Consider the following 25,747-nt stretch of genomic DNA (forward strand, 5'->3'; position numbering starts at 1 on the left):
CTGGCTGTCGATTTTGAATAAACCGCCAGATGGTCATGAACGACCACCTTTCATCATCTGGCGGTTTTCAAAATCCACCCGCAACACGATGGCCAGCGCAATCAGGTTGAGCAGGATGGCCGAACCGCCGTAGCTCATCAGCGGCAGCGTGAGGCCCTTGGTCGGCAAGGCGCCGAGGTTCACGCCGATGTTGATGAAGGACTGGAAGCCCATCCACAGGCCCACGCCCTGCGCCACCAGGCCGGAGAACACCTGGTCCAGCGCAATCGCCTGGCGGCCGATGTGCATGATGCGGCGCGTGAGCCAGAGGAACAGCGCGATCAGCACCACCACGCCGAGCAGGCCGAATTCTTCGCCGATCACGGCCAGCAGGAAGTCGGTGTGGGCTTCGGGCAGCCAGTGCAGCTTCTCCACGCTGCCGCCCAGGCCGACGCCGAAGATCTCGCCGCGCCCGAAGGCGATCAGCGAGTGCGACAGCTGGTAGCCCTTGCCGAGGGCGTGCTCCACGCTCCAGGGGTCGAGGTAGGCGAACACGCGCTGGCGGCGGAACTCGCTGGTCATGACCATCAGCGCGAACGCGCCCACCACCACCAGCGCCATCAGGAAGAACATGCGCGCGTTCACGCCGCCCAGGAACAGGATGCCCATGGCGATCACCACGATCACCATGAAAGCGCCCATGTCGGGCTCGGCCAGCAGCAGCATGCCGACCACGCCCACCGCCACCGCCATCGGCAGCACGGCGCGGAAGAAGCGCTCCTTCACCTCCATCTTGCGCACCATGTAGCTGGCGGCGTAGAGCAGCACGGCGAGCTTGCCGAGCTCCGAGGGCTGGAAGTTCATGATGCCGAGCGAGATCCAGCGCCGTGCGCCGTTCACGCCGCGGCCGATGAAGGGAATGAGCACGATGACCAGCAACACCAGCGCCACCGCGAACAGCCAGGGCGCCAGTTTTTCCCACGTGCGCATCGGCAACTGGAACGCCACCATGGCCGCGATCACACCGATCACCATCGAGATCGCGTGGCGCAGCACGAAGTGGGTGGGCGCGTAGTTGGCGAAGCGCGGGTTGTCGGGCAGCGCGATGGAGGCGGAATACACCATCACCAGGCCCCAGGAGAGCAAGGCCACCACCACCCACAGCAGGGGCTGGTCGAAGCCGAGTTCGCGCACCGCCACGTTGCGCGTGCCGGCGTAGGTGCGGTTGGACAGGCGCACCGGCAGGCCGTCGCGCGAGCCACCACCGGCCAGGGCACCCGCCAGGTCGCGGCCGGCGAAGCGCGGCCGCATGCCGGCCAGCGCGGCGCGCAGGCGCGGGCCCCAGGGCTGGCGGTTGGCTTGTGCAGCGGCGGCGGCTTTTTTCTTCACAGGCCCCCCTCCAGGCTCATGCCCTGCTCGTCGGCCAGAGTCTGCACCGCGTCCACGAAGACGCGGGCACGGTGCATGTAGTTGTCGAACATGTCGAGGCTGGCGCAGGCGGGCGACATCAGCACCGCATCACCCGGCCGCGCCTGTTGTGCGGCGAGCGCCACGGCCTCGGGCAGCGTGGCGGCGTCGAGCTGCGGCGCACCGGCCTGCTCCAGCGCGGCGCCCACGGCCTCGCGGATGCGGCCGGCGTCGCGGCCGATGTAGACCACGGCGCGGGCATAACGCGCCAGCGGCTCGGCCAGCGGCGCAAAGTCTTGCCCCTTGCCGTCGCCGCCGAGGATCAGCACCAGCCGGCGCTCCACGCCCAGGCCATTCACCGCCGCCAGCGTGGCGCCGACGTTGGTGCCCTTGCTGTCGTCGAAGTACTCGACCTCGTCGAGGATGGCCACGGGTTCGACGCGGTGCGGTTCACCGCGGTATTCGCGCAGGCCGTGCAGCATGGGCGCGAGCGCCGCACCGGTGGAGCTGGCCAGCGCCAGCGCGGCCAGCGCGTTGGCGGCGTTGTGGCGGCCGCGGATGCGCAGCGCCTCCACCGGCATCAGGCGCTGGAAGTAGACCTCTTCGGCCTCGTCCGCAGCACGGCCACGCTTGCGCGTTTCGTCCAGCGCCAGGGCGCGCACCAGCCAGGCCATGCCGTTGACCGTCTCGATGCCCCAGTCGCCCGCGCGGGTGGGCGCGTCGAAGCCGAAGCTGGCCCAGGGGCGCGCACTTTGCTGGCGGTTGCGGTTGCCGATCTTGACCGTGACCAGGCCGGGCTGCATGGCCATCACGGCCGGGTCGTCGCGGTTGAGCAGCATCAGCGCCTGCGCGCCGAACACGACCTTCTTGGCCCCGGCGTAGGCGGCCATGCTGCCGTGCCAGTCGAGGTGGTCTTCGCTCAGGTTGAGCACCGTGGCCGCGCTGGGCACCGTGTCCCAGGCGCCACCGGCGCAGCGGTCGAGCTGGAAGCTGGAGAGTTCCAGCACCCAGACGCGCGGCAGGTGGGTCGGCTGCGGCGCTTCCACCGGCGGCGGCACCAGCTGGGCCGGGCCTTCGGCGTCGGCCGTCTCGGCAGTGGCGTCGGCTTCTGCGCCCGTGGTATCGGCTTCGGCCGCTTCGGCGGCCTCCACGGCGTCGGCCTGGGCAATCGCGTCGTCGAGCGTGGCCTGGGCGCCCTCGCTGTCTTCGTTGTCTTCGTTGTCTTCTGCCGGTTCTTCGACGGGCGCTTCGGCCACCACGGCCGCGGCTGCGGCCAGCGCCGCCTGGGCGTCGGCCTCGGCCTGTGCCTGCGCGGCTTCGGCGGCGGCGGCTTCGTCGTCGGCCTGCTGTGCCACGGCTTCGTGGTCCAGCGCGTTGCCCAGCACGTCGAGCAGAGCCGGGCCGATGTTGCCGGCCACGGCAACGTTCAGGCCGGCGCGCTGCAGCAGCAAGGTGGTGAGCGAGGTCACGGTGGTCTTGCCGTTGGTGCCGGTGATGGCCAGCACCTGCGGGCGATACGCCAGCCGCTCGCGTTGCGACAGCGCCTGCAGGGCACGCGCGAACAGATCCAGTTCACCAACCACCGCCACGCCGTTGGCCTGCGCCCAGCCGAACACGGCCTGCAGGCTCTCGGGCGCGAGGCCCGGGCTGCGCGCGATCAGGCTCCAGTGGTTGCGCGCCAGCAGCGCGTCGTCGAACGGGCCACTGACGAACTCCACCTCGGGCCACTCGACGCGCAACACCGCCAGTTGCGGCGGCGTCTCGCGCGTGTCGGCCACGGTCACGCGGGCGCCCTGGCGGCTGCACCAGCGCGCCATGGACAACCCGGAGGCGCCCAGACCGAGGATGAGGACGTGCTGCTGGTTCATCGCAGCTTGAGCGTGGACAGCCCCACGAGGCACAACAGCATGGTGATGATCCAGAAGCGCACGACGACCTGCGTCTCCTTCCAGCCCTTTTTCTCGAAATGGTGGTGCAGCGGCGCCATCTGGAACAGGCGGCGGCCGGTGCCGTAGCGGCGCTTGGTGTACTTGAACCAGGTCACCTGCAGCATCACCGAGAGCGCTTCCACCACGAAGATGCCGCCCATGATGGCGAGCACGATTTCCTGCCGCACGATGACGGCGATGGTGCCGAGCGCAGCGCCGAGCGCGAGCGCGCCCACGTCGCCCATGAAGACCTGCGCCGGGTGGGTGTTGAACCAGAGGAAGGCCAGACCGGCACCGGCCACGGCGGCGCAGAAGATCAGCAGCTCGCCCGCGCCGGGAATGTGCGGCAGCAGCAGGTAACGCGCGAACACCGTGTTGCCGGTGACGTAGGCGAACACGCCGAGCGCGGAGCCGACCATCACCACCGGCATGATGGCCAGGCCGTCCAGGCCGTCGGTGAGGTTGACGGCGTTGCTGGAGCCGACGATGACCAGGTAGGTCATGACCACGAAACCGAACACGCCCAGCGGGTAGCTGATTTCCTTGAAGAAGGGCACCAGCAGGCCGGCTTGCGGCGGCAGGTCGACCGTGAAGCCGGAACGCACCCAGGCGACGAAGAGTTCAAACACCCGCTCGTTGCTGGTGCCGGACACCGCGAACACCAGGTAGAAGGCGGCCACGAGGCCGATCACCGACTGCCAGAAATACTTCTCGCGCGAGCGCATGCCCTCGGGGTCCTTGTGCACGACCTTGCGCCAGTCGTCCACCCAGCCGATGGTGCCGAAGCCCAGCGTGACCAGCAGCACGATCCAGACGAAGCGGTTGGAGAGGTCGAACCACAGCAGCGTGGACAGGGCAATGGCGAACAGGATCAGCACGCCCCCCATGGTCGGCGTGCCGCCCTTGCTCAGGTGCGTCTGCATCGCGTATTCGCGGATCGGCTGGCCGATCTTGAGCGCTGCCAGGCGGCGGATGAAGTACGGGCCGGCAACCAGGCCGACCAGCAAGGCGGTCATCGCGGCCATGACGGCGCGGAACGTGAGGTACTGGAACACCCGCAGGGATCCGAACTCGGGCGACAGGCCTTGCAGCCAGAGGGCCAGGCTAGGCAGCATGGATCTTGTCCTTCTTCTTGTTGTCTTCTTGTGATGACGCGTCCAGCGCAAGCAGGGCCTGCACCACGCGCTCCATGCGCATGAAACGGGAACCCTTGACGAGCACGCTGCGGAACTCGGGGCGGTCGTTGCGCACGGCGGCGGCGGCGGCACCGGCCATGGCCGGCACCTCGACCCAGTGCGTCACCTGCGGCAGGGCCTGGGCGGCTTCGCGCATCCAGTCACCGCTCACATGCACCGCCTCGATACCGCGCGCCAGCGCATGGCGCAGCACCTCGTCGTGGAACGCCAGGCCCTGGTCACCGATCTCGCCCATGTCGCCCAGCACCAGCAGGCGCGGCGCGGGCAGTTCGGCCAGCACATCGATGGCGGCGCGCACCGAGTCGGGGTTGGCGTTGTAGGTGTCGTCGACCAGCGTGAGCGTGCGGTCGTCAACGTGCAGCGCAAGCGCGCGCGAGCGGCCACCGACCGGCTCGAAACCGTTCAGGCCACGCACCACGGCGTCGAGTGGAACACCGGCGGACAAGGCGCAGGCGGTGGCGGCCAGGGCATTGCGCACGTTGTGGCGGCCGGCGATGTGCAGCTGCACCGTGGCCTCACCGGCCGGCGAGGCCAGGCGCAGCGCCCAGGCGCCGTTCGCCCAATCGGCCTGCAGCGCGTGCACGTCGGCCGTGGCGTCGCGGTCGCTGAAGGTGCACACGCGGTGTGCACCGGCGAGTTCGCGCCACAGCGGCGTGTAGCTGTCGTCGGACGGGAACACGGCCACGCCACCCACGGCCAGCGAGCCGAACACCTGCGCGTTCTCGCGCGCCACGGCTTCCACCGTGGCCATGAACTCCAGGTGCTCGCGCTGCGCGTTGTTGACCAGCGCCACCGTGGGCAGGGCCATGGCGGCGATCTCTGCGATCTCGCCCGGATGGTTCATGCCCAGCTCCACCACCGAGAGGCGGTGCGCGGCGGTGAGGCGCAGCAGCGTGAGCGGCACGCCGATGTCGTTGTTGAAGTTGCCCTGCGTGGCGTGTGCCGCGTCACCGGCGGCGGCGCGCAGGATGGACGCGATCATCTGCGTCACCGTGGTCTTGCCGTTGCTGCCGGTGACGGCGATCAACGGCAACTGGAACTGGCCACGCCACAGGCGCGCGAGTTCACCCAGCGCGCGGCGCGTGTCGGGCACTTCCACGCCCGGCAGGCCGGCCGCGGCCAGGCCGTGGTGGGCGATGGCGGCCAGTGCGCCCTGCCCGGCCGCCTGCGGCAGGAAATCGTGCGCGTCGAAGCGTTCGCCCTTGAGCGCCACGAACAGGTCGCCGGCCTGCAGGCTGCGGGTGTCGGTGTGCACGCGGGTGAACGGCAGATCGGGCTGGCCGACCACGCGCGCGCCGCTGAGCTGGGGCAGCAGTTGACCAAGGGTCTTCATGCGGTCACCCCACGCTGTTGGCGTTGCGACAGCGCCGCGCGCGCGTGCAGCAGGTCTGAGAACGGTTTCTTCACGCCCTGCACGTCCTGGTAGTCCTCGTGGCCCTTGCCGGCGATCAGCACCACATCACGCGCGGCGGCACGTTCCACCGCCGTGGCGATGGCGCGGGCGCGGTCGGGTTCAACCGTGGCGGCGGCGGGCGAGGTCAGCCCGACCACCATCTGCTGCAGGATGCGCAGCGGGTCTTCGCTGCGCGGGTTGTCGCTGGTGAGCACCGGGTGTTGCGCTTCGCGCTCGGCGGCGGCGGCCATCAGCGGGCGTTTGCCGGCGTCGCGGTCACCACCGCAACCGATCACCACCCAGAGCGCGCCACCGCGCTGGCGTGCCAGCGGCTGCAGCGCCTGCAGGGCCTTCTCCAGCGCGTCGGGCGTGTGGGCGTAGTCCACCAGCACCAGCGGCTGCGCCGGCGCATCGGGCGCAGCCTGTTCCATGCGGCCGGGCACCGGCGTCAGCGCGGCACAGGCCTGCACAGCGTCGGCCAGCTCGATGCCGAGGGCACGCGCCGAGGCCAGCACGCACAGCAGGTTGGACACGTTGTAGCGGCCCACCAGCGGCAGGTTGAGCGGGTGTTGGGCGAGGGTCTGGCCGTTCGCATCGCGTTCGCCGAGCTGCAATGCAAAACCGCTGTCGGTGGTGCGCAGTTCGCTCGCGAACAGACGGGCGTGTGTGGCGCCGGTGGGTGCGGCGTCTTCGATCGCCACGCTCCAGACGTCAAGGCCACGCGCGGCCAGCGAGGTGGCCAGTGCGGCACCACGCGGGTCGTCGAGGTTGACCACCGCGCTGGCCAGGCCGGGCCAGTTGAACAGCGCGGCCTTGGCGGCCCAGTAGGCCTCCATGCTGCCGTGGAAGTCCAGGTGGTCTTGCGTGAAATTGGTGAACACGGCGACCTGCAGGCGCGTGGCGTTGAGCCGGCCCTCGACGATGCCGATGGACGAGGCCTCGATGGCGCAGGCCTGCACACCGGCGTCGACGAAGCCGCGCAGTGCGGCCTGCAGCATCACCGGGTCGGGTGTGGTCAGGCCGGTGGCCTGCAGCGCGGGGGCGGTCTGGCCGGCCACCGGCGGGCAGCCCATGCCGAGCGTGCCGACCACGGCGCAGGGTTGGGCGCAAGCCGAGAGCAGCTGCGCGGCCCACCAGGCGGTGGAGGTTTTGCCGTTGGTGCCGGTGATGGCCACCATCTTCAGAGCGGCGCTCGGGCGGCCATGGAAGGCGCTGGCGATGGCGCCGGCCGCGTCCTTGAGGTTCGGCACCGCGAGCACACGCTCGTCATCACCGAAGCCGTAGGGCTCCACGCCCTCGCGCTCCACCAGCGCCGCCACGGCGCCGGCGGCCAGCGCGTTCGCGACGAAGCGGCGGCCGTCGGTGGCGGCACCCGGCCAGGCCACAAAACCCTCGCCCGCAGCCACGCGGCGGCTGTCGCAGTGCAGCGCCGAGGCGCCGCGCTGCTGCAACCAGCTGGCGACGGATTGGGGCGTGTCCATGACTGGCATCAACGAGCCCTCACCGAGGAGAACGTGCTTCGGACAGAAATGCCGTGCAAGCAGCTTCGCCGGGGCACCGGCTTTGCCACCTTGAGGGGGGATGCGGCCATACGCAGTGGGCTGGTAAAGGGGGTGGTCAAAACGACTCCTCCACCATCTCGGCGACGATCTGCGGCTTGACGTTCATGTCGGGCTGCACGCCCATGATGCGCAGCGTCTGCTGCACCGTCTCGCTGAACACCGGTGCCGCGACCAGGCCACCGAAGTACTGGCCGTTGCTGGGTTCGTCGATCATCACGGCGACCACGATGCGTGGCGCCTCCACCGGAGCCAGGCCCACGAACCAGCTGCGGTACTTCTTCGCGGCGTAGCCCTTGCCTTCCTGCTTGTGCGCGGTGCCGCTCTTGCCGCCGACCGAATAACCCATGGTCTGCGCGCGCGAACCGGTACCACCGGGGCCGGCGGCCAGGCCCAGCATCTGGCGCACGGCAATGGCGTTCTTCGGGCTGAACACGCGCACGCCGGCGGTGTGTTCCTCCGACTTCTGCAGCGTCAGCGGAATCAGCTCGCCGTCGCGCGCGAAGATGGTGTACGCCTGCGAGAGCTGGAACAGCGAGGAGGACAGGCCGTAGCCGTAGCTCATGGTCGCCTGCTCGATCGGGCGCCAGCTCTTGTACGGCCGCAGGCGGCCGGAGACCGCGCCCGGGAACGGCACCTGCGGCTTCTGGCCGAAACCGGCCTGCGCATAGGTTTCCCACATTTCGCGCGGGCTCATCTGCATGGCCATCTTGACCGTGCCCACGTTGCTCGACTTCTGGATCACCTGGCTCACGGTGAGCACGTCGTTGGGGTGCGAGTCGCTGATGGTCGAGCCGCCGATGGTGATGCGGCCCGGCGCGGTGTGGATCGGCGTGTTGGGCGTGACCAGGCCTTTTTCCAGCGCCAGCGCGGCGATGAAAGGCTTCATGGTCGAGCCCGGCTCAAAGCTGTCGGTGAGCACGCGGTTGCGCAGCTGCTCGCCGGTGAGGTTGGTGCGCCGGTTCGGGTTGTAGCTCGGGTAGTTGGCCAGTGCCAGCACCTCGCCGGTGAGCGTGTCCACCACGATCACGCTGCCCGCGTGCGCCTTGTGCAGCAGCACCGCGTCCTTGAGCTTCTGGTACGCGAAGTACTGCACCTTGCTGTCGATCGAGAGCTGCAGGTCGGGGCCGTCCACCGGCGGCACCACGTCGCGCACGTCTTCCACCACACGCCCGAGGCGGTCCTTGATGACGCGGCGCGAACCGCTCTTGCCGGCCAGCTGCTTGTTGAACGCGAGCTCGACACCTTCCTGGCCGATGTCTTCCACGTTGGTGAAGCCGACCACGTGCGCCGCCGCTTCGCCTTCGGGGTACTGGCGCTTGTACTCGCGGCGCTGGTAGATGCCCTTGATGCCCAGCGCGGCGATTTCCTTGGCCACCGGCTCGTCCACCTGGCGTTTGACCCAGACGAAGGTCTTGTCTTCGGCCGACAGGCGCTTGCGCAGATCGGCCAGCGGCATCTCCAGCAGCTTGGCGAGCTGGCGCAGGTTGGGGTCGGCGCGGTCCACGTCTTCGGGAATCGCCCAGATGCTCTGCGCCACCACGCTGGAGGCCAGGATCAGGCCATTGCGGTCGAGCACGCGGCCGCGGTTGGCCGGCAGCTCCAGTGTGCGTGCGAAACGCACCTCACCCTGGCGTTGGAAGAAGTCGTTGCCGATCACCTGCACGTAGGCGGCGCGGCCGGCCAGGCCGGCAAAGGCCACGGCCAGCGCAGCCACGATGAACTTGCTGCGCCACACCGGCGTGCGGCTGGCCAGCAGGGGACTCGCGGAATAGTTGATGCTGCGACCCATGTTCAGCGCTCCGGCGTGGGGGTGGCGGCGGCCGGCGAGGGCTCGAACACGGTGACGTATTGCGTGATGCCCGGCGTGACCGGGCGCATCTGCAGTTGGCGTGTCGCCAGCAGCTGCACCCGTGCGGGCGTGGCCTGGGCGCGCTTTTGCACCTGCAGCTGTTCGTGCTCGGACTCCAGCCGGTGCGACTGCGCGTTGGAGCGGTCGAGCGCGGTGTAGAGGCGGCGCGAGTCGTACTGGGTGTGCACCAGGTAGAAGGCGCTCAGGATCAGCGCTACCAGCAGCACGAGGTTCAGGCGGATCATGCCGGCGCCTCCGTGCGCACGGCCACGCGCATCACGGCGCTGCGCGAGCGCGGGTTGCCCTTCACCTCTTCGTCGGACGGCATCACGCGCTTCAGGCCGCGCAGGGCCATGGGCGCGGGTTCGGCAAACGGCACGCGGCGGTCCACCACGGCGCGCGAATGGCGCGCCATGAACTGCTTGACCATGCGGTCTTCGAGCGAATGAAAGCTGATCACCACCAGTTTTCCTTCCGGACGCAATACGTGCAGGCTGGCCTCTAGCGCTTGTTGCAGCTCTTCAAGCTCGGCGTTGATGAAAATCCGAAAAGCCTGAAATGTGCGCGTTGCAGGGTCCTTGCCCGGCTCGCGGGTTTTGACCGCGCCAGCCACGACTTCGGCCAGCTCGCCGGTGGTTCGAAAAGGGCCCCGTTCCTGTCGGCGACGATCAATCGCCTTTGCAATCGGTTGAGCAAACCGTTCTTCGCCATATTCACGAATGACCTCCGCCATGGTTGAGACGTCGGCCGTCTCCAGCCACTGAGCCACGCTCTGGCCGCGCGTGGTGTCCATGCGCATGTCCAACGGTCCGTCGTGGCGAAAAGAAAAACCCCGTTCGGGGTCGTCGATCTGCGGGGAGCTCACGCCCAGGTCCATCAGCAGTCCGTCGGCACTCGCCGCCCCCAGCTCGCCCAGATGGCAGAACCCCTCGTGCCGGATGGAAAAACGGCCATCGCTGGCCGCCAGTTCCTGCGCCGCCTGCACCGCCTGCGGATCCTTGTCGAAGACGGTCAGCCGCCCCTTGGGGGACAACTGCTCGAGGATCAGACGGGAGTGCCCGCCGCGCCCGAAAGTGGCGTCGACGTAGTGGCCGTCCGGGTTGATGGCGAGGGCTTGCACAGCCTCGTTCAACAGGACGGTTTGATGGTTCCATGCGCTTTGCACCACGGCCCTTACAGAGAGAAGTCCTTGAAGACATCGGGCATCTCGGCCTTCATGGCCTCGGCTTCCTTGTCCGCATAAACCTGCGCGTCCCACAGCTCGAAGTAGGCGCCCATGCCGAGCAGCACCACGTCCTTGCTGATGCCGGCGCCGTTGCGCAGCTCGGGCGACACCAGCACGCGGCCGGAGGCGTCCATGTCCATGTCCATGGCGTTGCCCAGAAAGATGCGCTTCCACCACTGCGCCTGCATGGGCAACGAAGCAATTCGGTCACGGAACTGTTCCCAGGCGCTGCGCGGGAATACCATCAGGCATCCGTGCGGGTGTTTGGTGATGGTGAGTGCCGTTCCCAGCGCGTCACGGTGCCGGGTCGGCATGGACAACCGACCCTTCGCATCGAGACTGAGAGAAGACGCACCCTGGAACACCGCTGCTAACCCCTAAAAGACACTTTTCACCACTTAATTGCACCTTTTCCCACTTTATCAGGATTTGTCGGGGGCGCAATGGCCGTGCTACACATTTTTTCAATGAAATCAAGCACTTAGGAAGCATTTAGAAGCCAGCCGGATTTCAAAAACGCATTAAAAGCAAGCACTTACAACAGGCACTGCAAGTGATGCTTCAAGCCCATGCCGCCGGCAGGGCTGTATGAACGATCAGGTGTGGAAGGAAAAAGCCGGCGCAACACCCGCGACGCACGGTGCGGGTGGGCCGTTCGGACGCCCGGCGCGATGCCGGGGCCCGGAAAGCACGCTCAGAGGATGTAGCGCGAGAGGTCTTCGTTGCGGCTGAGCTCACCCAGGCGGCCATCGACATAGGCGGCATCGATAGTGATGCTCTGGCCTTGCAGGCGCGTGGCGTCGAAGCTCACTTCGTCGAGCAGGTGCTCCATCACGGTGGACAGGCGCCGTGCCCCGATGTTCTCGGTGCGCTCGTTGACGTCGCAGGCGATCTGCGCCAGGCGGCGGATGCCGTCGGGCGCAAACACCAGCGTGACGCCTTCGGTGGCCAGCAGCTCCTGGTACTGGCGCACCAGAGAGGCATGGGTCTGCGTCAGGATGGCCTCGAAGTCATCGACCGACAGCGACTGCAGCTCGACCCGGATCGGGAAGCGGCCTTGCAGCTCGGGGATCAGGTCGCTCGGCTTGGCGAGGTGGAACGCGCCGCTGGCGATGAACAGGATGTGGTCGGTCTTGACCACGCCGTATTTGGTGCTCACGGTCGTGCCTTCCACCAGCGGCAGCAGATCGCGCTGCACGCCCTGGCGCGACACCTCGCCGCTGCTGCCACTGTCGCTGCGCGAAGTGACCTTGTCGATCTCGTCGATGAAGACGATGCCGTTCTGCTCGGCGTTGTGCAGCGCGCGGGTCTTGATCTCTTCCTCGTTGACCAGCTTGCCGGCCTCTTCGTCGATCAGCAGCTTCATCGCTTCGGCGATCTTGAGCTTGCGTGTCTGGCGTTTGCCTGCACCCATCTGGCTGAACATGCCACGCAGTTGTTCGGCCATCTCTTCCATGCCGGCCGGGCCCATGATTTCCATCGGCGAGCGCTGCTCCACCAGATCGATCTCGATCTCGCGGTCGTCGAGCTGGCCTTCGCGCAGCTTCTTGCGGAAGGCCTGCCGTGCCGTGCTCTCGGGCGTGGCCACCGCACTCGCCTGCGGCTCCGCCGCCACGCCACGCGGTGGCGGGATCAGGATGTCGAGGATGCGGTCTTCGGCCGCGTCTTCGGCGCGCACGCGCTGCTTGCGCATCTCGACCTCGCGCGTCTGCTTGATCGCGATGTCGGCCAGGTCGCGGATGATGCTGTCCACATCCTTGCCGACGTAACCGACCTCGGTGAACTTGGTCGCTTCGACCTTGATGAAGGGCGCATCGGCCAACCGCGCCAGGCGACGTGCGATCTCGGTCTTGCCCACGCCGGTGGGGCCGATCATGAGGATGTTCTTGGGTGTGATCTCGGGCCGCAGCTTTTCATCAACCTGCTGGCGCCGCCAGCGGTTGCGCAGCGCGATGGCCACGGCGCGTTTGGCGCCCTTCTGGCCGATGATGAAACGGTCGAGTTCGGAAACGATTTCTTGTGGCGTCATCGAGGACATCAAAGCACCTCCACCGTGTGGTTCATATTGGTGTAGATGCAAAGCTCACCGGCGATGGCGAGCGACTTGCGCACCACCTCTTCGGCACTCAGCTCGGTGTGGTCGATCAGCGCCTTGGCCGCGGCCTGCGCATAGGCGCCACCCGATCCGATGGCGACGATGCCGTGCTCGGGCTCGAGCACGTCGCCGTTGCCTGTGATGATCAGCGAGGCGCTGTGGTCGGCCACGGCGAGCATGGCTTCGAGCCGGCGCAGCACGCGGTCGGTGCGCCAGTCGCGCGTGAGTTCGATTGCCGCGCGCACCAGGTGGCCCTGGTGTTTTTCGAGCTTGGCCTCGAAGCGTTCAAACAGCGTGAAGGCGTCGGCGGTGGCGCCGGCAAAACCCGCGAGCACTTTGTCGTGGTGGAGCTTGCGCACCTTGCGGGCCGTGCCCTTGACGACGATGTGACCCAGCGTGACCTGGCCGTCACCGCCAATGGCGACTTGCACGCCCTGGGGTGTCTCGCGCCGCACGCAGACGATGGTGGTTCCGTGAAATGATTCCATGGCGTTTGAGGTGAGGATGGTCTGTGCGATTGCAACCGCAGCAGATGCGGTTTTGTGCAACAGAAAAACAGCGGCGGCCGCAGGAGCGGCCGCGCTCAGTCGATGCGGACCACCACCTTGGCGTATTCGGTGATGCCGATGACGTGGAAAAACGCCGACACCAGGCGGTGCGCGTCCACGAACTGCACCAGTCGCCCTTCGGCGTGGTGGCCCGACACCCAGTTGAGCAGGGTGCCGGCGGCGGAAAAATCGACCCGGATCAGGTGGCGGCAGGAAATGATGAGCACGTCCGCGCCCTTGAGCTTGCGCTCCAGGGCTTCGAGCGTGGCCTGCGGGTCGCCCCGGATCTCGCCCGAGAGTTCCACCAGCCCCAGGTGGTTGTAGTCGTTGGGGTCGTCGCCATCGGGGATGGACTCGCTGTGCGGGTAGCCCGAGGGCACATGCTCCAGCATCGACTCGCCCAGCACCGACTGCCCGGCTTCGCCCGGCTTGTCGGTCGACTGCGAGCTGTAGTAAGCGCGTGGCTTCTCCCAGCCCGGCGGCGAGACCTCGTAAGTGACGCAGAAATCGAGCGCGGTGAGCTCGAACTCGTCGGGACGATTCATCACGCGCAGCACCGCCATGCGCAGTTCCCACCACAGCTGCTCGACATCGCGCCGGCCCGACGGCGTCTGGTTCTTGAGCATGTCGCGGAACGCGGCCGCGCCCTGGAAACGCAGCTCCACGTCCTGGTCGCCCCAGAGGGTGAAGATGCCCAGCAGCGCGCGCGCGGCCTTGAGGTCGATGCTCTCCAGCGGGGTCCAGTCCAGCACCCACGGCTGTGGCGCGCGCAGCAGCACGTTCTGCAAGGTGCCCACGGCGTGTGCGTCCAGATCGGCTTCGCTGACCCAGACCGCCCGGTTGTGGCCGGTGGACGGGGTGTAGACCTTGCCGGTCATGTTCGAGACCTGCTCCGGCATGTCGTACCACTGCGGTGCCGAGCGGTTGAAGCGGTTGACGAAGTCGACCGCACGGCTCTCGAAGGGCGCCAGCTGGCCGGTGGCCCGGTACAGATCGAACAGGGCCAGCCAGTCTTCCTGCTGATCGACACGCGAGCCGCCCTCGCCCACCGCTTCCAGCAGGCCTTGTTCGGCACCGCCGTCGTCGCCGTTGGCAAAACGGATCGCGGCTTCTTCAACCTCGGGGTCCTGCGCGATTTCCTGCACGTCGAGCGCAAAAAAGTGCGAGGCCGAAAAACCGTTGGCGCCCTGTGCGCCATTGCCGCGGGCCCCGGTGGGCGCCATGAGGCCGGTGCGCGAGACAGACGGCTGGCTGGGCGCGGGCGCCGCCGGCGTGGGCTCGCTCTCGCGCCGGGGCGCGGGGGGCGGCACAGCAGCCACCGGCGCCAGTACGGGCGCTGGCGGCGGAACCGTCGCCGGGCCGTTCAGGGCGGCCGTCGATGCGGCCATTCTGGCCATCGGGTTGGGCAGCGGGCTCGGTTCGGTCTCGTCGTACTGGGCCTTGCGCTGGCGCACCTCGGCGTCGGGCACGCTGGGCGGCGCCGGCGGAAAGGGCTTGAGCGGCGAAGACGCCGTTCCGCTTTGCGTGCTCATGCCCGAGCCGGTGCTGACCAGGGAGTCGGGCCCCTTGGTCTTCCACCACTGCATGGACATCTGGGCTTCGATCTCGTCGATCTTCTTGAGCGTCTCGGCGCGGTCGTCCGGCTTGGACGGCAGGCTGCTCTGGAAGAACGAAGGACGCATGCCCGGACCTTCCAGCCCGGTGCCTTCGCGGCTGCGGATCTTGCGCAGCATGTCGAACTCGCGCTTGCGCACGAAGTCGTTGCGCCGCTTGCGCTCGATCATTTCCTTCAGCGCGGCCTTGCTGTACTCGCTCTCGCGATCGGCCATCCGCGTGTCCAGGTCCGACCAGCTGGTGGTCGGATGGCGCACGAATTTCACCACCTTGGACAGGAAGCCGCCGCTGGAATCGTCCTTGGACATGGGAAATCGCTACCGGAAAGGGGTCGAGGAGTGGGTGGCCGGAATCGTGGGTCAGTCCCCGAACATCTTCTGCTTGAGTTCCCGGCGTTGCTGGGCTTCGAGCGAAAGGCTGGCCGTGGGACGCGCCATGAGGCGGCCAACACCGATGGGCTCGCCGGTTTCTTCGCAGTAACCGTAGTCGCCGGAGTCGATGCGCGCGATGGCCTGTTCGATCTTCTTCAGCAGCTTGCGCTCGCGGTCGCGCGTGCGAAGTTCGAGCGCGTGCTCTTCTTCGATCGTCGCGCGGTCGGCCGGGTCGGGCACGACCACGGTGTCTTCACGCAGGTGCTCGGTGGTTTCACCGGCGTTGGCGAGCATGTCGGCCTTGAGCTGGGACAGCTTGCGACGGAAGTACGCGAGCTGCAGGTCGCTCATGTATTCGCTGTCGGGCATGGCCTGCACGTCCTGGTCGGTCAGTTGCTCGACAGGCAGTGTCTTCCAGTTGTTGGCCCGCTTGGGGTCCTTCTGGATGGAGGATGGCACGGGAGGAGTCATGACGGCACGTTGATTCATATTGGAAAAAGTCGCTTTAGCAGCGTCGGGGGCGTGTGTGGGCACGACCGCAGCCTGCGTCATCTGTTCCATCATGACCTTCTTGGCGGCCCGTTTGCCGAGTGGACGCGGCGTGGGCTCGACCACGACCGGCGTGGCCGGGCGCTTCGCGCTGGAGGATTTTGAAACAGCGGCTGCAGGAGCGGCCTTGGGAACCGAAGGGGACACGGCGGATACAGCCGCTTTGGCAGCGGGCTGGGTCGTGGCTTTGGTGGCCGTTTTGGCCACCGGTTTCGCCGTGGCTTTCACCACGGGCTTGGCCGCCTTGGCGGGCGCAGGGGTCTTGGCCGCAACCGCTGGCGCACGGGGCGCGGGGCGGGCGGGTGAGAGTTTTTTCGTCGCCGCGGCCTTGGCCGCCGGCTTCACCGGTGCCTTGGCCACGGGTTTGGCGGATTTGGCCGGCACGCTGCTCTTTTTGGCGGCGGGCGCGGCTTTGGCGACGGGCTTGGCAGCTGTCTTGGCGACCGGCTTTGTGGCTGCCGGTTTGGTGGCGGCCACTTTGCTGACGGGTCTGGTGGTCTTGGCGGCGGTCTTGGCAGCGGGTTTGGCCACAGCCTTCGGGGCCGGCTTGGCCTTGGCCGAAGCCTTCGGGGTGGCGACCGACACGCGTGCCTTGGCCTCCGTCACGGCGGCCTTGCCTGATTTCGCTGTCTTGGTTGCCGGGGCTTTCACGACGGGTCTCCTCTCAGTGACTGACGAAGCGGGATCTCGGACGGTGCGCAACACCGGGTTCTCGCCCGGGCTGCGTCACGCGGGCCGCCGGATGCAACGTTATACCCCCATTGCCCAGCGGTGCTCGACAGCGGCAGACCAGTGTCCGCGAGGACGGCTGGCTGGTCACTTTGGGCCGCGATTGTAACGATGCCGGTCTCGCCGTCGCACATTCCCTCGGCCACTGCCGGTCCTGCCGTGGGGGAAGCGAGACAGACCGCACGCTCACGGGGTGTGAGATCCGGCAATAAAAGGTGGAGGCGGCCAGCTCATGCTCATGCCAGGCTCTGGTCCAGGCCTTGCACCAGGATGTCCTTGGGCAGGTCGATGCCGATGAAAACCATCTTGCTGGTGCGCTGCTCGCCCTCGGCCCAGACCGGCCCGAGGTCGCTGCCCATGAGCTGGTGCACGCCCTGGAAGATCACCTTGCGATCGGTGCCTTCCATGTGCAGCACGCCCTTGTAGCGCAGCATGCGCGGGCCGTACACCTGCACGATGGCGCCCAGGAAGTCTTCCAGCTTCTCCGGCACGAAGGGCCGGGTGGCACGGTAGACGAAGCTTTTCACATCGTCGTCATGGTGATGGTGGTGGCCATGGCCCTCGTGACCGTGCTGGTGCGAGGGGTGGTTGCAATGCTCGCCGTGCGCATGGTCGTGGTGCTCGTGACCATGGTCATGGTCGTCCACCTTGAGGAAGTCGGGGTCGATATCGAGCTTGGCGTTCAGGTTGAAGCCGCGCAGGTCGAACACTTCTTTCAGCGCCACTTCGCCGAAATGCACCGGGCGCATCGGGGCGCGCGGGTTCATGTGCTTGAGGCGGTGGGTCAGCGCAGACAGTTCGTCTTCGCTCACCAGGTCGGACTTGCTGATGAAGATCTGGTCGGCAAAACCCACCTGGCGGCGCGCTTCCTGGCGCTCGTTGAGCTGCTCGGCCGCGTGTTTGGCGTCCACCAGCGTGAGTACCGAGTCCAGCAGGTACTGCTCGGCGATCTCGTCGTCCATGAAGAAGGTCTGCGCCACGGGGCCCGGATCGGCCAGGCCGGTGGTCTCGATCACCACGCGCTCGAAGTCGAGCTCACCCTTGCGCTTTTTCTCCGCCAGGTCCTGCAGCGTGGCGCGCAGGTCGTCGCGGATGGTGCAGCAGATGCAGCCGTTGCTCATCTGGATGATGTTTTCCGTGGTGTCGGCCACCAGGATTTCGTTGTCGATGTTCTCTTCACCGAACTCGTTTTCCACCACAGCAATCTTCTGGCCGTGCGCCTCGCTCAGCACGCGCTTGAGCAGCGTGGTTTTGCCCGAGCCGAGGAAGCCGGTGAGGATGGTGGCGGGGATGAGTGACATGACAGCAGCAGGCAGTGAGAGAAGCGGTGGCCAAAACGGCAGCCGGGAGTGTATGCCACCCTCGTGACTTGTGCTGCCTTAAGGGGACATACCAGCAAAAAGCCGGGCGATGCCCGGCTCTGGCGCGGCCCGCCGGGGCCGCAACGGAAGAAACCTGCGGCCTCAGGGACGCAGGTAGACAAAACCTTCACGCGCCTGCAGGCGCGCCACCTCGGCCACGCCGGAGGGCACGACCTTGGCTTCCATCGCCACCTTGGCGGGGTCGATGTTGCGCGACACCAGGGTGTTGTTGCAGACAAAGAAGTCCACGCCCTTGGACGCCAGGTCGCCGATGGCGCCGGCGAAGGACTGCTGGGCGGTGTTGGTGGCGCCGTCGAGCAGGAAGTCGATGCCCGCGCCGTGGGTGACGACCGCGATCTTCGCCGTCGGGTCGGCCGCCAGGTGGTTGCGGATGTTCTGGATGGCGCGGGTCGCCTGCGGGATGCCGTCGGACAGGTGGTACACCACCTTGATCGGGGCAGCCGGCGCGGCGGCGGTCTGGGCCTGGGCTTGCAAGGTGGTCGCCAGCACGGCGCCCAGCAGCAGGGTCTTGAAGAAGGTGAGGAACTTGAACATGGCGGTCTCCGAAAAGGGGTTTTGGCGCGCTGGCGCCTGGCGGACCCGCATCCTACAAGCAATGCCTGCGTGCCGGGCGCGGCTGTCTCAGCGTTTCGACCGGGGCGTGGTGCGTGGTGTCGATGGCATGGCGGGCCCGCCTGCCAGCGGTTCGGGCGACTGGCCGCTGCGCGCACCGGCGCGCGGGTGGGCCGCGTCGTAGACCTGGGCCAGGTGCTGGAAGTCGAGCCGGGTGTAGACCTGGGTGGTGCTGATGCTGGCGTGGCCCAGCAGCTCCTGCACCGCGCGCAGGTCGCCGCTGGACTGCAGCACGTGGCTGGCGAACGAGTGGCGCAGCATGTGCGGGTGCACCGGCGTGGCCAGCCCGGCCAGCAGCGAGCGGCGCTTGAGCCGCACGCGGATGTGCTGCGGCGTCAGGCGCTGGCCGCGCGCGCCGATGAACAGCGCCGGATCGTCGCCGGCCCAGGCCGCGCGCTGCTGCAGCCAGGTGGCCAGGGCGGCAAGCGCCTGCCGGCCCACCGGCACGCTGCGGCGCTTGGAGCCCTTGCCGAGCACATGGGCTTCGCCGTCCTGGGCGTCGATCCAGCCGCGGGCACTGCCGCTGGCCGCCACGTCCAGGCCCACCAGTTCACCGATGCGCAGGCCGCAGCCGTACAGCAGTTCGGTGATGCAGGCGTCGCGCGCCTCCAGCGCCGGGTCGTCGCCGGCCTCGTGGTGGCTGGCCAGCTGCATGGACTCGTCCACCCCCAGCGCCTTGGGCAGCGGTTTGCCGGCCTTGGGCGCGCGCACGTCCTGCACCGGGTTGTGATCGATGCGGCCCTGGCGGCCGAGCCAGATGTAGAAGCCGCGCCAGCCGGAAAGAATGAGCGCGATGCCGCGCGCGCTGCGCCCGGCGCCGTGCATCTGCGCTACCCAGCGGCGGATGTGGGTGTTCTGCACCGCGGTGAGCGCCACCTGCGCTTCACGTGCCTGGGCGCTCAGGCGCTCCAGATCCAGCGTGTACAGCGCGACGGTGCGTTCGGCCAGGCGTTTTTCGACCCGCACATGGTTCAGGTAGGCCTGTACCAGCGCGGCGTCGTCGGCGCTGGCCGATGCGCTCATGGCCGCAGGCGGGTCAGCGCGGCGCTGGTGAGTTCGCCGATGCGCTCGAGGAAGTCGGTGCCCATGTCGGACGCAAACCGCTGTGCATCGGGCGAGGCCAGCACCAGCAGGCCAAAGGCCTCGGGGCCCTCGCCGGCACGCAAGGGAATCAGGGCCAGCGAGGTGGCCGAGGCCGGGTCGACCAGCCACTTGGCGGCTTCCAGGTCGGGATTGGCGCCGCAGTAGGGCCGGGTGAGCGAAGAGGCAAAGGCCTTCACGTCGTCGCTGGCGCCCTGGGCAAAAGGCTCGGTGGCGAACTCGGGCGCGACGTCCCAGGCCTTGATGGCGACCTGCGGCACGCCGAACTGCTCGGCAATGGCGGTGGCGGCGGTGGTCGGCAGCGCCCGCGCGTCGCGCGCCAGCAGCAGCTCACGCGTCCAGCGGTGCAGCTTGTCGGCGATGCCGGTGTTCTCGTTGCCGTGTCGGATCATCTCGGCGCCCTTGAGCTCCAGGCCGCGGATCTTCTCGCGCAGCATCTCGGCCTGGCGCTCCTGCAGGCTCACCGCGCGGTGGCCGTGCGGGCTGGTCAGCTGCACCGCCGCCAGCAGGCTGGCGTGGCGCTCGAAGAAGTCGGGCGTGTTGGCCAGGTAGTTGGCGATGTCGTCTTCGGTGATTGGCGGAATGTGGTTGTTGTTGGCGTTCATGTGGTGCGTGCGGGCTGTGCGGTGGCGGGGATCAGGCGAGGTCGGGGATGGTGATCTCGCCGTCGAAGACCGTGGTGGCGGGGCCGGTCAGGCGCACCGGCTGGTCGTGGCGCGGGCTGTCCTGCCAGTTGATGGTGAGCACGCCGCCGCGGGTGTGCACGTCCACCTCGTTGTCGAGCAGGCCCAGGCGGATGCCGGCCACCACCGCGGCGCAGGCGCCGGTGCCGCAGGCCAGGGTTTCGCCGGAACCGCGCTCGTGCACCCGCAGGCGCACCTCGTTGCGGCTCACGATCTGCAGGAAACCGGCGTTGACACGCTGCGGAAAACGCTCATGCGTTTCGATCCACGGGCCGGACGATGGCACGGGCGCGGTGTTGACGTCGTCCACCAGCATCACGGCATGGGGGTTGCCCATGGACAGCACGGCCACCGGCACATCACCCGCGTAGGGCAGCGCCAGCGGCCAGCGTTCGTAGTTGCCCATGGGCTCGGGAGCCAGGCCGGTGTTGTCGAATGGCACGCGGGCGAGATCGAACACAGGCGGGCCCATGTCCACCGTGACCCGGCCATCGGCGTGCATCTGCAGCTCGAGCTCGCCGTTCTGCACTTTCACGCGCAGCGGGTTGCGACCGCTCAGGCCCTTGTCGTGCACGTAGCGCACGAAGCAGCGCGCACCGTTGCCGCAGTGTTCCACCTGGCCGCCGTCGGCGTTGTGGATCACGTATTCGAAGTCCAGGCCTTCGCCGGGCGAAGGCCGCACGCTCAGGATCTGGTCGGCGCCGACGCCGAAGTGGCGGTCGGCCAGGAAGCGGTATTGCGCCGCGCTCAGCCCGAGTTGGCCGCGTGTTTCGTCGAGCACGACAAAGTCGTTGCCCGCGCCCTGCATCTTGGTGAACCGGATGTGCATGGGCGCGATTATCCGTCGACAGGCCCGTGCCTCTGCACGGCAGGGTTGCTTGTCGCAAAATGCCCGCATGGTCCGCCCTACCCAACTCCTGCACCCGTCCCGCGCGCTCGCCAGCCTGCGGCCCGCTGCCACCGTGCTGCTGCTGCGCGACAGCAGCGACCCGGCGCGCCCCGGCATCGAGGTGCTGATGACGCGCCGTTCCATGACGGCCAGCTTCGCGCCCGGCGCCTACGTGTTCCCGGGCGGTGGCATCGACGCCACCGATGCCCAGGCGCACGGCATCAGCACGCGCCGCAGCACGCAGAGCGACCTGCACCTCACGCAGGCCATCGCCGCCATCCGCGAGAGTTTTGAAGAACTCGGTGTGCTGCTCGCGCACCGCGCCGACGGCACGCCGGTGGACGACGGCGACATTGCCACGCTGGACCGCAAGGCGCCGTTTGCCACGCAGTGCGAAGCCAAAGGCCTGCGGCTCGACGGCGCCGGCGTGTACGTGCTGGCGCACTGGATCACCGACCGCGATCTGCCACGCCGTTTCGACGTGCCCTTTCTGGTCGCCCGCATGCCCGAAGGCCAACAGCCCGTGGCCGACGAAGCCGAACAGTTCGAGCCCTGCTGGGTGCGCCCGGCCGACGCGCTGGAGCGCCACCAGGCCGGCAGCTTCTTCATCATCTTCCCGACCATCCGCACGCTGGAACGCCTGCAGGCCTATGGCTCGGTTCAGGCCGTGCTCGACGCCTGCGGCCGCAACGACGAACCGCTGTGGACCAGTTGTCCGCGCGCCGGCCTGACGCACGGCGCCGAGTCGCGCCACATGGAGCACGAGCCCTCCTTCGGCGAGCTCGCCATGGTCTGCCCCGACGGCCAGATCGCGCACAGCCTGGACTGGCAACACGAGCAACCGGTGCAGCTGCTGAAGAACGTGCAGCGCCTGACCGCGCCCAACCCCGGCTTCATGACCGGCCCGGGCACCAACAGTTATGTGGTGGGTGACCCGGCCAGCGGCCACATCGTGATCGACCCGGGCCCGGACGAACCGGCCCACATCGAACGCCTGTGGCGCGCGGCCGGCGGCCGCATCCAGGCCATTGTCTGCACCCATTCGCACCCCGACCACTCGCCCGGCGCGCCTCGCCTGCAGGCCCTGTGCGTGGCGGCTGGCCTGGAGAAGCCCCCCATCCTCGGCCTGGCCAGCGCCAGCACCTCACGCGAGAACAGCCGCTTCACACCCGAACGGGAACTGGCCGACGGCGAGCAGCTGGTGCTGCTCGGACAGTCGGGCGAGGCCACCGTGTCGCACACGCTCGAAGTGGTGCACACGCCGGGCCACGCCGCCAACCACCTGTGCCTGGCGCTGCTGGAAGACGGCCTGCTGTTCACCGGCGACCACATCCTCAACGGCAGCACCACCGTGATCGACCCGCCCGACGGCAACATGGCGGCCTACCTCGACTCGCTCGACAAGCTCGACGCGCTGTGCGAGCGCCACGGCATCGAGTTCCTGCTGCCGGCGCACGGCTACGTGTTGGGCGACCTGCGACGCAGCGCCGACAACCCGAGCGCACCGCCCCTGGGTGGCGCGCGTGCGGCGATTGCCCACCTCAAGGCACACCGCCTGCAACGCGAGGCCAAGGTGGCGCGCGCCATGCAGGCCGCGCCCGAAGGCTCCCCCGACGACTGGGTGAAGCTGGCCTACGACGACGTGCCAGAGCGCCTCTGGCCGGTGGCCAAACGTTCGCTGATGGCGCACGTGGAACGCATCCAGAGCCTGGGCGGCTTCAACCTTTGAACCGACGGAGCGAGACCATGGCTCGATCGTCCAGCTGGTACTCGCGCTTCGCCAAATCGGCCTCGCACTTCTGCGGCCGCCCACCCATCTTCACGCTGGCCGTGGCGCTGATCCTGGTGTGGCTGGTGACCGGGCCGCTGTTCCACTTCAGCGACACCTGGCAACTGGTGATCAACACCGGCACCACCATCGTCACCTTCCTGATGGTGTTCCTGATCCAGAACACGCAGAACCGCGACACGCAGGCGATCCAGGTGAAGCTGGACGAACTCATCCGCGCCACCCGGGGCGCACACAACGCCCTGCTGGATCTGGAAGAACTGGAGGCGTTTCGCGACAAGTACGAAGCGCTGGCCGCCGCGGCGCGGACGCGGCTCACGCAAGGCGATGCCGACACCGACAGCCCGGAGGCTTAGGTCTGCTTCGCCTCTTCCAGCGCCGCGCTGGCAGCAGGCTCGGGGCGGCGCGCATACCGCTGTGCCAGCAGCGCGCACACCATCAGCTGCATCTGGTGGAACAGCATCAGCGGCAGCACGATGGCGCCGGCCACGTTGGCGGCGAAGAGCACGTTGGCCATCGGCACACCGCTGACCAGGCTCTTCTTTGAGCCGCAGAAGACGATGGTGATCTCGTCTTCCTTCGAGAAGCCCAGCCGCCGCGCGCTCCAGGTGGTGATGGTCAACACCAGGCCCAGCAGCACCGCACACACCACCAGCAAGCCCAGCAGTGCGGTCAGCGGCACCTGCGACCACAGGCCGTCGATCACCGCGTGGCTGAAGGCGGCGTACACCACCAGCAGGATGGAGCCCTGGTCCACCACCTTCATGACCGCGCCGCGGCGCTGCAGGAAACCGGAGATCAGCGGGCGCATCAGGTGGCCGACCACGAAAGGCAGCAGCAGCTGCAGGCCGATGCGGCCGATGGCCTCCAACGGGTCGCCCATCACCGCGTTCTGCGTCAGCAGCAGGCCCACCACCAACGGCGTGAACACCACGCCCAGCAGTGTGGAGGCCGAGGCGCTGCAGATCGCCGCCGGGATGTTGCCACGCGCCATCGACACGAAGGCAATCGCCGACTGCACCGTGGCCGGCAGCGCACACAGGAACAGGATGCCGGTGTACAGGTCGCGCGTCACCAGCGGCTCCAGCAGCGGCCGCAAGGCCCAACCCAGCAGCGGGAACAGCACGAAGGTGCTGGCCACCACCATCAGCTGCAGGCGCCAGTGGCCCAGGCCGGCCCAGATTGCCGGGCGCGAGAGCTTGGCGCCGTGCAGGAAAAACAGCAGGCTGACCGCCACGGTGGTCGCCACCTCCAGCACCTGCGCGAAGCGGCCCGAGGCCGGCAGCAGGCTGGCCAGGATGACGGTGGTGACCAGGTAGATCGTGAAGTTGTCGGGCAGCAGGCGGGAGCGGGCCATGGCAAACGAGGGGCGCGCGCGGCGCCTTTGAAGGCTGTAGGGAGCGCCATTGGACCCGAGACAACGGCCTACGTAAAATGCATTTGTCTGATCTATTGATGAATCATTGATATGAATGTGAGCCTGCGCCAGCTGCGCGTGTTCCAGGCCGTCGCCCGCCACGGCAACTTCACCCGCGCCGGCGCGCAGGTGGGGCTGAGCCAGCCGGCGGTGAGCCGCTGCATCACCGAACTGGAACAGCAGCTGGGCCTCAAGCTGCTCGACCGCACCACCCGCGAGGTGCTGCTCACCGACGGCGGGCGCAGCCTGGCGGTGCGGCTGGAACGTGCGCTGGAAGACCTGGACGCGGTGCTGCAGGACACGCGCGGCAAGGCCCAGCAACGGCAGGGCCGGGTGCGTGTGGCCAGCAGCCCGACCCTGTCGGCCAACCTGCTGCCCGAGTGCATCGCACGCTGCCGCGACGAACACCCCGGGCTGGCGCTGCTGCTGCTCGACCGCATGCAGCACGATGCGCTGGCCAGCGTGCGCTCGGGCGAGGTCGATTTCGGCGTCGTCATCGACCCCGGCCCCGCCGACGATCTGCATGCCGAAGCGGTGCTGACCGAGCCCTTCGTGCTGGTCTGCCCGCCCACGCACCGGCTGGCGCGGCGGCGCGGCGGTGCGAAGTGGGGGGATCTGGCCGGTGAGCCGCTGGTGCTGCTGGACCACGCCTCGGGCAGCCGCCGCCTGATCGACGATGCCCTGCGCCAGCACACGGTGACGGCCTCGGTGGTGCAGGAGGTGGGCCATGTCACCACCATCTTCCGCATGCTCGACGCCGGCCTCGGCATCTCGGTGGTGCCCACGCTCGCCCTGCCACCGGCCGGCTTGCAAGGCCTGGTGATGCGACCCCTGCTGCCCCGCATCGACCGCGACATCACGCTGGTGCGCCGCGCCAACCGCACCCTGTCGCCGGTGGCCGAGCTGGCCTGGGCGCTGGTGCGTGGCGTGGCACGAGAGCGCGCACGTGCATAGCCGCGCGGCCTGATGCTTGCTGTGTGTGTGGGGGGAAGAAGACGCACCCGCCGCTGGCGAGTGCGGTGACGGAAGCGCTGAGGCAGAAGGCCTCTGCCGGAAAAGTGTGAAGCGCGCCGTTACGCCGGATTCTGTGCATCCGGGTTGCCCCGGATGTGACCGCCATTCATCTGGGCCGGGGGTCGCCCACCCGGCTCGGTGCTACCTACCCGCCAGCTCCGCGGAACCACGTCAACGCTGGCCTATTTGGTATTGCTGCGCGTAGAGATTGCCCGTTTCACCCGAACTGAATCGGCTCGTCTCTGTTGCTCTGATCCTCACCTTAGGGCCCTTCGGGCGAACCCTCGGGGCTTGTCGGTGGAGAGGTGTTACCTCCTACGCTGTCCTGTGCAGTCCGGACGTTCCTCCAGCACACCCTTTCGGGCGACGTGCCAGCGGCGGCCTGGCGCGCTTCACGGGGCGGATTGTCCCACGC

General features: G+C 68.1%; 22 protein-coding genes and 1 other RNA gene. 3 read left to right on the plus strand and 20 right to left on the minus strand.

Annotated features, from left to right (window positions below):
• Nucleotides 1-33 precede the first annotated feature (33 nt).
• The 18 genes from ftsW to dapF all read right to left on the minus strand — a co-directional run bounded on the left by ftsW (nucleotide 34) and on the right by dapF (nucleotide 21,052).
• A complete protein-coding gene (gene ftsW, locus HPA01S_RS04085; protein WP_066267289.1) occupies nucleotides 34-1,290 on the minus strand; it encodes a putative lipid II flippase FtsW in 1,257 nt (418 codons plus the stop codon).
• Between the two features lie 74 nt (nucleotides 1,291-1,364).
• Nucleotides 1,365-3,254 (minus strand): UDP-N-acetylmuramoyl-L-alanine--D-glutamate ligase, encoded by a 1,890-nt coding sequence (gene murD, locus HPA01S_RS04090; RefSeq protein ID WP_066267003.1) that lies wholly within the window; start codon nucleotides 3,252-3,254, stop codon nucleotides 1,365-1,367.
• A complete protein-coding gene (gene mraY, locus HPA01S_RS04095; protein WP_066267004.1) occupies nucleotides 3,251-4,429 on the minus strand; it encodes a phospho-N-acetylmuramoyl-pentapeptide-transferase in 1,179 nt (392 codons plus the stop codon). The genes murD and mraY overlap by 4 nt, the downstream gene beginning before the upstream one ends.
• Nucleotides 4,419-5,843 (minus strand): UDP-N-acetylmuramoyl-tripeptide--D-alanyl-D-alanine ligase, encoded by a 1,425-nt coding sequence (locus HPA01S_RS04100; protein WP_066267006.1) that lies wholly within the window; start codon nucleotides 5,841-5,843, stop codon nucleotides 4,419-4,421. Before HPA01S_RS04100 ends, mraY begins: the two co-directional genes overlap by 11 nt.
• On the minus strand, nucleotides 5,840-7,393 hold the full coding sequence (locus HPA01S_RS04105; RefSeq protein WP_066267008.1) for a UDP-N-acetylmuramoyl-L-alanyl-D-glutamate--2,6-diaminopimelate ligase: 1,554 nt from the start codon (nucleotides 7,391-7,393) through the stop codon (nucleotides 5,840-5,842). Before HPA01S_RS04105 ends, HPA01S_RS04100 begins: the two co-directional genes overlap by 4 nt.
• Nucleotides 7,394-7,520: 127 nt before the next feature.
• Nucleotides 7,521-9,254, minus strand: coding sequence for a peptidoglycan D,D-transpeptidase FtsI family protein (locus HPA01S_RS04110; protein WP_066267009.1), 1,734 nt, complete (start codon nucleotides 9,252-9,254; stop codon nucleotides 7,521-7,523).
• A 2-nt stretch (nucleotides 9,255-9,256) separates the two neighbouring features.
• The gene (gene ftsL / locus HPA01S_RS04115; protein ID WP_066267011.1) at nucleotides 9,257-9,559 is read right to left on the minus strand and encodes a cell division protein FtsL; all 303 of its coding nucleotides are present in this window, start codon (nucleotides 9,557-9,559) and stop codon (nucleotides 9,257-9,259) included.
• Complete coding sequence (gene rsmH, locus HPA01S_RS04120; protein ID WP_066267291.1) at nucleotides 9,556-10,479, minus strand: 16S rRNA (cytosine(1402)-N(4))-methyltransferase RsmH; 924 nt, start codon at nucleotides 10,477-10,479, stop codon at nucleotides 9,556-9,558. Before rsmH ends, ftsL begins: the two co-directional genes overlap by 4 nt.
• Before the next feature lie 8 nt (nucleotides 10,480-10,487).
• Nucleotides 10,488-10,904, minus strand: a complete 417-nt coding sequence (mraZ, locus tag HPA01S_RS04125; RefSeq protein ID WP_066267013.1) for a division/cell wall cluster transcriptional repressor MraZ — start codon at nucleotides 10,902-10,904, stop codon at nucleotides 10,488-10,490.
• Between the two features lie 329 nt (nucleotides 10,905-11,233).
• Nucleotides 11,234-12,577: an ATP-dependent protease ATPase subunit HslU gene (gene hslU, locus HPA01S_RS04130; protein ID WP_066267017.1), complete on the minus strand. Its 1,344-nt coding sequence runs from the start codon at nucleotides 12,575-12,577 to the stop codon at nucleotides 11,234-11,236.
• Nucleotides 12,577-13,122 carry an ATP-dependent protease subunit HslV gene (gene hslV / locus HPA01S_RS04135; RefSeq protein WP_066267022.1) on the minus strand — a complete coding sequence of 182 codons (546 nt, stop codon included), beginning with the start codon at nucleotides 13,120-13,122 and terminating at the stop codon, nucleotides 12,577-12,579. Before hslV ends, hslU begins: the two co-directional genes overlap by 1 nt.
• Nucleotides 13,123-13,217: 95 nt before the next feature.
• A complete protein-coding gene (locus HPA01S_RS04140) occupies nucleotides 13,218-15,104 on the minus strand; it encodes an STAS domain-containing protein (protein ID WP_066267024.1) in 1,887 nt (628 codons plus the stop codon).
• 51 nt (nucleotides 15,105-15,155) lie between these two features.
• On the minus strand, nucleotides 15,156-16,367 hold the full coding sequence (gene dksA / locus HPA01S_RS22560) for an RNA polymerase-binding protein DksA (RefSeq protein ID WP_084360452.1): 1,212 nt from the start codon (nucleotides 16,365-16,367) through the stop codon (nucleotides 15,156-15,158).
• A gap of 314 nt (nucleotides 16,368-16,681) precedes the next feature.
• The gene (locus HPA01S_RS04155; RefSeq protein WP_066267031.1) at nucleotides 16,682-17,746 is read right to left on the minus strand and encodes a CobW family GTP-binding protein; all 1,065 of its coding nucleotides are present in this window, start codon (nucleotides 17,744-17,746) and stop codon (nucleotides 16,682-16,684) included.
• Nucleotides 17,747-17,908: 162 nt separating this feature from the next.
• The gene (locus HPA01S_RS04160) at nucleotides 17,909-18,361 is read right to left on the minus strand and encodes a DsrE family protein (protein WP_174525277.1); all 453 of its coding nucleotides are present in this window, start codon (nucleotides 18,359-18,361) and stop codon (nucleotides 17,909-17,911) included.
• 87 nt (nucleotides 18,362-18,448) lie between these two features.
• Nucleotides 18,449-19,462 (minus strand): tyrosine recombinase XerC, encoded by a 1,014-nt coding sequence (locus HPA01S_RS04165; RefSeq protein WP_066267033.1) that lies wholly within the window; start codon nucleotides 19,460-19,462, stop codon nucleotides 18,449-18,451.
• Nucleotides 19,459-20,145, minus strand: coding sequence for a DUF484 family protein (locus HPA01S_RS04170; protein ID WP_066267034.1), 687 nt, complete (start codon nucleotides 20,143-20,145; stop codon nucleotides 19,459-19,461). Before HPA01S_RS04170 ends, HPA01S_RS04165 begins: the two co-directional genes overlap by 4 nt.
• A gap of 31 nt (nucleotides 20,146-20,176) precedes the next feature.
• On the minus strand, nucleotides 20,177-21,052 hold the full coding sequence (dapF, locus tag HPA01S_RS04175) for a diaminopimelate epimerase (protein WP_066267036.1): 876 nt from the start codon (nucleotides 21,050-21,052) through the stop codon (nucleotides 20,177-20,179).
• Nucleotides 21,053-21,119: 67 nt separating this feature from the next.
• On the opposite strand from dapF, the gene HPA01S_RS04180 reads away from it, so the two are divergent.
• Together HPA01S_RS04180 and HPA01S_RS04185 are read left to right on the plus strand one after the other, a co-directional pair.
• Nucleotides 21,120-22,841 (plus strand): MBL fold metallo-hydrolase, encoded by a 1,722-nt coding sequence (locus HPA01S_RS04180; RefSeq protein WP_066267040.1) that lies wholly within the window; start codon nucleotides 21,120-21,122, stop codon nucleotides 22,839-22,841.
• Nucleotides 22,842-22,858: 17 nt separating this feature from the next.
• Entirely contained in the window at nucleotides 22,859-23,257 is a 399-nt protein-coding gene (locus HPA01S_RS04185) for a low affinity iron permease family protein (protein ID WP_066267045.1), read from the plus strand.
• Here the strand turns inward: HPA01S_RS04185 and HPA01S_RS04190 are convergent.
• Nucleotides 23,254-24,258 carry a bile acid:sodium symporter family protein gene (locus HPA01S_RS04190; protein ID WP_066267048.1) on the minus strand — a complete coding sequence of 335 codons (1,005 nt, stop codon included), beginning with the start codon at nucleotides 24,256-24,258 and terminating at the stop codon, nucleotides 23,254-23,256. The genes HPA01S_RS04185 and HPA01S_RS04190 overlap by 4 nt on opposite strands.
• 111 nt (nucleotides 24,259-24,369) lie before the next feature.
• Between HPA01S_RS04190 and HPA01S_RS04195 the strand changes: the two genes are divergently transcribed.
• Nucleotides 24,370-25,272, plus strand: a complete 903-nt coding sequence (locus HPA01S_RS04195) for a LysR family transcriptional regulator (RefSeq protein ID WP_066267051.1) — start codon at nucleotides 24,370-24,372, stop codon at nucleotides 25,270-25,272.
• Between the two features lie 104 nt (nucleotides 25,273-25,376).
• On the opposite strand, the gene rnpB is transcribed toward HPA01S_RS04195, so the two are convergent.
• Nucleotides 25,377-25,726: RNase P RNA component class A (gene rnpB / locus HPA01S_RS04200), an RNA gene on the minus strand.
• Nucleotides 25,727-25,747: the final 21 nt, after the last annotated feature.

The organism is Hydrogenophaga palleronii NBRC 102513 (assembly GCF_001571225.1).
Taxonomy (GTDB): domain Bacteria; phylum Pseudomonadota; class Gammaproteobacteria; order Burkholderiales; family Burkholderiaceae_C; genus Hydrogenophaga; species Hydrogenophaga palleronii.

Coding starts and splice junctions, on each gene's coding strand:
- ftsW (WP_066267289.1), bottom strand. CDS start 1,290: ATGCGGCCGCGCTTCGCCGGCCGCGACCTGGCGGGTGCCCTGGCCGGT.
- murD (WP_066267003.1), bottom strand. CDS start 3,254: ATGAACCAGCAGCACGTCCTCATCCTCGGTCTGGGCGCCTCCGGGTTG.
- mraY (WP_066267004.1), bottom strand. CDS start 4,429: ATGCTGCCTAGCCTGGCCCTCTGGCTGCAAGGCCTGTCGCCCGAGTTC.
- HPA01S_RS04100 (WP_066267006.1), bottom strand. CDS start 5,843: ATGAAGACCCTTGGTCAACTGCTGCCCCAGCTCAGCGGCGCGCGCGTG.
- HPA01S_RS04105 (WP_066267008.1), bottom strand. CDS start 7,393: ATGCCAGTCATGGACACGCCCCAATCCGTCGCCAGCTGGTTGCAGCAG.
- HPA01S_RS04110 (WP_066267009.1), bottom strand. CDS start 9,254: ATGGGTCGCAGCATCAACTATTCCGCGAGTCCCCTGCTGGCCAGCCGC.
- ftsL (WP_066267011.1), bottom strand. CDS start 9,559: ATGATCCGCCTGAACCTCGTGCTGCTGGTAGCGCTGATCCTGAGCGCC.
- hslU (WP_066267017.1), bottom strand. CDS start 12,577: ATGTCCTCGATGACGCCACAAGAAATCGTTTCCGAACTCGACCGTTTC.
- hslV (WP_066267022.1), bottom strand. CDS start 13,122: ATGGAATCATTTCACGGAACCACCATCGTCTGCGTGCGGCGCGAGACA.
- HPA01S_RS04140 (WP_066267024.1), bottom strand. CDS start 15,104: ATGTCCAAGGACGATTCCAGCGGCGGCTTCCTGTCCAAGGTGGTGAAA.
- HPA01S_RS04155 (WP_066267031.1), bottom strand. CDS start 17,746: ATGTCACTCATCCCCGCCACCATCCTCACCGGCTTCCTCGGCTCGGGC.
- HPA01S_RS04160 (WP_174525277.1), bottom strand. CDS start 18,361: ATGTTCAAGTTCCTCACCTTCTTCAAGACCCTGCTGCTGGGCGCCGTG.
- HPA01S_RS04165 (WP_066267033.1), bottom strand. CDS start 19,462: ATGAGCGCATCGGCCAGCGCCGACGACGCCGCGCTGGTACAGGCCTAC.
- HPA01S_RS04170 (WP_066267034.1), bottom strand. CDS start 20,145: ATGAACGCCAACAACAACCACATTCCGCCAATCACCGAAGACGACATC.
- dapF (WP_066267036.1), bottom strand. CDS start 21,052: ATGCACATCCGGTTCACCAAGATGCAGGGCGCGGGCAACGACTTTGTC.
- HPA01S_RS04180 (WP_066267040.1), top strand. CDS start 21,120: ATGGTCCGCCCTACCCAACTCCTGCACCCGTCCCGCGCGCTCGCCAGC.
- HPA01S_RS04185 (WP_066267045.1), top strand. CDS start 22,859: ATGGCTCGATCGTCCAGCTGGTACTCGCGCTTCGCCAAATCGGCCTCG.
- HPA01S_RS04190 (WP_066267048.1), bottom strand. CDS start 24,258: ATGGCCCGCTCCCGCCTGCTGCCCGACAACTTCACGATCTACCTGGTC.
- HPA01S_RS04195 (WP_066267051.1), top strand. CDS start 24,370: ATGAATGTGAGCCTGCGCCAGCTGCGCGTGTTCCAGGCCGTCGCCCGC.